General features: G+C 71.3%; 6 protein-coding genes. 1 reads left to right on the top strand and 5 read right to left on the bottom strand.

Going from position 1 to position 5,149, the window contains the following annotated elements; all coding sequences use genetic code 11:
• The coding region (locus QZ753_RS06935; RefSeq protein ID WP_294642213.1) for a HAMP domain-containing protein at window positions 1–979 on the bottom strand (979 nt) is incomplete at its 3' end.
• 658 nt (window positions 980–1,637) lie between these two features.
• On the opposite strand from QZ753_RS06935, the gene QZ753_RS06930 reads away from it, so the two are divergent.
• On the top strand, window positions 1,638–2,312 hold the full coding sequence (locus QZ753_RS06930; RefSeq protein ID WP_294642211.1) for a spermidine synthase: 675 nt from the start codon (window positions 1,638–1,640) through the stop codon (window positions 2,310–2,312).
• 129 nt (window positions 2,313–2,441) lie between these two features.
• On the opposite strand, the gene QZ753_RS06925 is transcribed toward QZ753_RS06930, so the two are convergent.
• The 4 genes from QZ753_RS06925 to QZ753_RS06910 all read right to left on the bottom strand — a co-directional run.
• A complete protein-coding gene (locus QZ753_RS06925) occupies window positions 2,442–2,891 on the bottom strand; it encodes a DUF4126 domain-containing protein (protein ID WP_294642209.1) in 450 nt (149 codons plus the stop codon).
• A gap of 199 nt (window positions 2,892–3,090) precedes the next feature.
• Window positions 3,091–3,696, bottom strand: coding sequence for a TetR/AcrR family transcriptional regulator (locus QZ753_RS06920; RefSeq protein ID WP_294642207.1), 606 nt, complete (start codon window positions 3,694–3,696; stop codon window positions 3,091–3,093).
• Window positions 3,693–4,157: a DUF1348 family protein gene (locus QZ753_RS06915; RefSeq protein ID WP_294642205.1), complete on the bottom strand. Its 465-nt coding sequence runs from the start codon at window positions 4,155–4,157 to the stop codon at window positions 3,693–3,695. The genes QZ753_RS06920 and QZ753_RS06915 overlap by 4 nt, the downstream gene beginning before the upstream one ends.
• A 56-nt stretch (window positions 4,158–4,213) precedes the next feature.
• On the bottom strand, window positions 4,214–5,149 hold a 936-nt coding region (locus QZ753_RS06910), incomplete at its 5' end, for a DMT family transporter (RefSeq protein ID WP_367171497.1).

Raw genomic sequence — 5,149 nt, 5'->3', positions numbered from 1 at the left:
TGGGCTCGAACTCGTGCGCGACCGCCTGATCCATGCGCACGGTCAGGTCGCCGGCCGACAGGCGTGCGAAGCCCGCCTCCACCGCATGCACGAAGGCGCGAAGGTCCTCCGCCTTGGCGTTGTCGATCGCCGACTGGCGGTCGCGCTGCTCGGCCTGCGAACGCCGGGCGGCGTCGGCCTCCGTCGCGAGGCGCACCTTTTCCAGCGCCGCCTGCTTGAAGACCTCGACGGTGCGGGCCATCGCCCCGACTTCGTCGCCCCGGTCGGTGCCGGCGACCTCGACCTGAAGCTCTCCCGCAGCCAGACGGTTCATCTGGTCGCGAAGGCGCTGCAGGGGATGCGTGATGCCCTTCGAGGCCATGAGACCCGCGCCGATCATGCCGATCAGCACGCCGGCAAGCGACAGGCCGATCGTCGTGTAGATCGTCGACCAGGTCTCGGTGGACGCGCTCGCCGCGAGGGCGGCGGTGTCGCTCAGCATCAGGTCGCGCTGGGCCTGATAGCGCTTGACGAAAGCGGCGGCCGCCACGTCCATGTCGGCCAGACCCAGCTTGCTCTCGTCGTTGCGGTCCTGCAGTCCGAGGGCGATGGCAGCCTTGCCCTTGGTCGTGATCTCCGCGGCATCCGAAGCCATCTCGGCCACGGCCGGCGCATAGATCGGCAGGCTTGCCCCGATTTCGTCGAGAAGCTGGCGCGTGGCCTGCATCTTGTCGTCGAAGTTCGCGGCCGCCGCCTTCGCCTCGGCGCTCTGCCCGTCATACGTCAGCACCCTGTAGGCCGAATAGGCGGCGTCGCTGACGTTGCGCCCGGCCCGCGTCAGCTTGACGGTCGCCGGATCGTTGACGGCGACGAGCTGCGTATAGTTGTGGTCGACGCGATCCATCTGGACCGCACTGTAGGCGCTAAGCCCAAGCCCGATCAGGCCGACGGTTGCGATCGACAGGGTGAACTTGCGAAAGATCGTGAGATTCTGCAGCACGGGACGAACACCCTATCGAAATGACCACGCGTCATTGTGATTGGAATAGCGCGTGTTCGTTGACACTCCGCTAACCACTCTTCGCGGGAGAGGCTCTCGGGTGGCTGATGTCAGCAAGGGTAGGAAGATCATCCGTCTCGAAGCCCGAAGGGACGGGAGCGGCCGAGAACCGGCCTTCGGCTTCCGCGATGCGGCGGTCCCCCTGATGCGGCGATGGTTCAGGATGCCGCTGTGCGGATCGCCACCGCCGCATCGCACGGACGGCGCCGCGCCATCACCTCGCCGACCCGGCGCCGGAAAGCCTCCTCTTCGGCGCTCGCAGGTTCGACAGCGCCGGCCTCACCGTCGACCCGCACCTTTTCACGGTCGCCAGTGGCTCGCCCATTGGCGCCCGGACGGCTCGTCGAGCTCTGCCCTTTCGATCCGTCGCCCAGTGCACTTCGATACGCCGATCGCCGTACACGGCGGGACGCCCCCTTCAAACCTTCGGGCGACCGGCGACCGCCCCTGCCGCGCCGTTCGCAAATTTCCTCGCGGGCGCCGTACTAACGCGTTACGAGGAGGCTCCCGACGTTTCGTTGCCGAGCCCGAGCATGACAGCACCGTCCCCTGTTTCCGAAGTCGGGCGCCCCCGAGCCATCGCCGGGCGAGACGACCGTTGATCCCCTGGGAAGCGCTCGGCACCGCGCCCATTCCGGGCGGCGGCGAATTGCGGCTCATGCGGCGGGGCACGGAATATTCCATCATGATCGGCGGGACCGAGCTGATGAACAGCCGGCTCAGCGGCTCGGAGGAGGCGCTGGCGACGCTGGCGGCGGAGCGGATCGGTGCGCGCCGGGGCGCCCGCATCCTGATCGGCGGTCTCGGCATGGGCTTCACGCTGCGCGCCGCGCTGGCAGGCCTTGCGCCCGATGCCCGCATCACCGTCGCCGAACTCGTGCCGGGCGTCGTCGACTGGGCGAAGGGGGCGATGGCGGAGGTCTTCGGCGACACGCTGTCCGATCCCCGCGTCACCGTCGCCGTCGAGGACGTGGCGGAGACGATCGGCCGGGCCCGGAGCGCCTTCGACGCGATCCTTCTCGACGTCGACAACGGGCCGGGCGGACTGACGCGGAGCAGCAACGACCGGCTCTACGGCGCGGCGGGCCTTGCCGCCTCCTTGCGGGCGCTGACGCCGGGCGGGGTCCTCGGCATCTGGTCGCAGGGACCGGACGCCGCCTTCACCGCCCGCCTCGGGCGCGGCGGGTTCCAGGCGGAGGAATTGCGCGTGAAGGCGGGGCGCGGACGCGGCACGAAGCATGTGCTCTGGTTCGTCACGAAGCCGGGCGGCTAGCGCACGACGGCAGGCGCCCCCGCGGCAGAGGGCAACGCGCCGGCCGGCCTTGCGCAACGCGGGACGCCCCCTGCCGGTCGGTTGCCTGCTTCCGACCTGCCCCACCCGTTCGATCATCCGAGCAACGGCTCAGGTTCGCCGGGATACGATCCCCTGCGCCAGCGCGAGGACGGCGACATCCTCGACGAAGCCCGTCGGCGTCTGCCCGAGGCGCCGCATCGCCCGTCTGCGGAGCGACAGGCCGACGAAGGACGCGCTCAAGGCCGCCGCGACGGCGAGCACGGCACCCTCGGGGCGTCGGCCCGGCTCGGCCAGGACGGCGCCGGCAAAGGCCGCCGTCAGGCTCCGGGCGACGAGCCCCGCTGCGACGGTCCGGTCGGGCGCGGACGCCATCTTGTCTCCCGCCATCTCGGCCGCGGCGAGCGTCACCGCACCCGCCGAGACGAGCGGGACCGAGAGAAGCCGGACGCCCGGAACCTCGGTCGGAAGGGCGCCGCGTTGCGCCGCGCCTGCAAGGACGGCCAGCGGCGTCATCGCGCGCTGCCCGGCCACGAGGCCGATGAGAAAGGATGCGAGCATGGGACATCTCCAGGATCGTCGATCCCGCTGAAACGCCGTCGGCCGGAGTTTGGGTCCGCGAGGCCCGCGGCCCGGCGCGGGAGCGAGCGTCGACACATCGTCGTGGTCGGCAGCACCGCGCGGGGGCCGCCGGACGGCGGCGGCGAACCAGACCCTGAGAGGCTGCCCCGCCCCCGGCGACATCGCCCCTGCCGCTTCGTCAGTCCGTTGCCGGCCCGCCGCCCTCGCCGTGAGCGGCGATCGCACCGGTGAGGATCGCCTGCTGGTGCCGGACGATCCGCAGGAAGGCGCCCTCCTCGCCGAGCGCGCGCGCCAGCACGATCGCCCCCTGGATCGCCGACACCCCCTCCTCCGCCAGCCGCGCGGCCTGCGGCTCGGGGACGCCGCCCGATCGGAGGCAGGCAGCCAGCGCCGCGATCCAGCGCGCGAAATAGCCGCGGATCCGGTCGGCGAACGCCGCGCCGGAGGCGTTCAGGCCGATGCAGCCGACGAGACAGACCCGCCGGCCGGAGCGGAAGTAGGCCGTCACGTCGCCGATCATCGAGGCGACGGCCGCCGCCGGGTCGACGGCCCCCTCCAGCGGCGCGAAGATCGCCGTCTCGAACCAGGCGTCGATGTCGGCCAAGACCGCCTCCATCATCTCCTCCTTCCCGCCGGGGAAGAAATTGTAGAGGCTGCCCTTGCCGAGCCCCGTCGCCTTCGACAGGACGGCAAGACTCGCGCCCTCGAAGCCGTATTCTCGAAACGCCTCCGCCAGCGCCGGCAGGGCGCTGGCGCGATCGGTGAGGACGCGCTTCGCGCTCAAAGGCCGAGATCGCTCAGCGACGGGTGGTCGTCGGGGCGGCGGCCGAGCGGCCAGCGGAACTTGCGGTCCGCCTCGGCGATCGGCATCTCGTTGATGCTGGCATGCCGGCTGCGCATCAGCCCGTCCTCGGCAAATTCCCAGTTCTCGTTGCCATAGGCACGGAACCAGTGACCGCTGTCGTCGCGATACTCGTAGGCATAGCGCACCGCGATACGGTTGCCGGTGAAGGCCCAGAGTTCCTTGATCAGACGGTATTCGAGCTCGCGGTTCCACTTGCGGGTGAGGAAGGCCTCGGCCTCCTCCCGGTTGCGGACGAACTCGACCCGGTTCCGCCAGCGCGTGTCGGGCATGTAGGCGGTGGCGACCCTGGCGGCGTCGCGGGTGTTCCAGCCGTCCTCGGCGAGGCGCACCTTCTCGACTGCGGTGTCGTGCGTGAACGGGGGGAGCGGGGGTCGGGACATCGGTGCGCCTTTTCGTGCCAGGTTGTACCAAACGGTAAAACATGGCCGCGCATCGGTCAAGCGGGTCCCCGCCGTGCGGCACGACGGCTTGCCGGGGGCGACGCGTCGCCGCCGGCCCGCCGGTCGGCGAGGAGCCCGACGAAGGTGCCTGCGACGATCAGTGCCGCGCCGAGGCTCGCCGTTCCCGTGACGGGTTCCGACAGGAGGACATGCGCCAACGCGAAGCCGAACAGGGGTTCCGTCCCCATCAGGAAGCCGACGCGCGTCGGGCTGGTGAGGCGCACCGCGGCGTTCTGGACGTAGAAGGCCGCGACCGTGCAGAACAGCGACAGGAACGCGACGCTCCCCCAGAAGCCGGCGCCCGCCCGCACCGCCAGCGCCCCGCCGCCTTGCGTGAGGAGAAGCGCGACGAGCGCAAGGCCGGCGACCGTCGCGGCCTGCACCGCCGTCAGCGCGCGTGACGAGAGCGAACGCGAGACCATCAGCCGCTGGGTGGAGACCACCATGACGGCGCGCAGGGCGGCGGCGAGGAGGATCAGCCCGTCCCCGAGCGTCCAGGCCGTCAGGCCTCCGACGAGCAGACCGACGCCGAGGCAGGCGACCGCGGCCCCCGCGATCACGAGCGGCGGCGGCAGGCGGCGCGAGAGGCCGTGGTCGAGGAACGGGGTGAGAAGCGTGCAGAGCGAGATGATCAGCGCCGCGTTGGTCGCGCTGGTGCGGGCGAGGCCCGCGATCTCCACCGTGAAGATCGCAGCCAGGATCGCCCCGAGCACGACGCCCCGAAGGATGTCGCCGCGCGGCGCTGAGGCAAGTTCCCGGCGCGCCGCCAGACCCATGAGGCCGGCCGAGACGGCGAACCGGTAGACGATGAGGACGAGGACGGGAGCATGGGCCAGCGCGCCCTTGGTGACGGGATAGCTCGCGCCCCAGACGACCGCGATGGCGAGCACCGCCGCATCGGCCGCGAGCGTCGACCGCCGCGCGGCCGGCGC

The sequence above is a fragment of the uncultured Aureimonas sp. genome (genome assembly GCF_913775355.1).
Classification (GTDB): Bacteria; Pseudomonadota; Alphaproteobacteria; order Rhizobiales; family Rhizobiaceae; genus Aureimonas.
The sequence above is the reverse complement of the archived record's forward strand: the minus strand, read 5'-3'. Positions and strand labels throughout refer to the sequence as shown.

Excerpts from the sequence above, each read along its gene's own strand:
- QZ753_RS06925 (WP_294642209.1), bottom strand. The coding sequence starts at position 2,891 with ATGCTCGCATCCTTTCTCATCGGCCTCGTGGCCGGGCAGCGCGCGATG.
- QZ753_RS06915 (WP_294642205.1), bottom strand. The coding sequence starts at position 4,157 with ATGTCCCGACCCCCGCTCCCCCCGTTCACGCACGACACCGCAGTCGAG.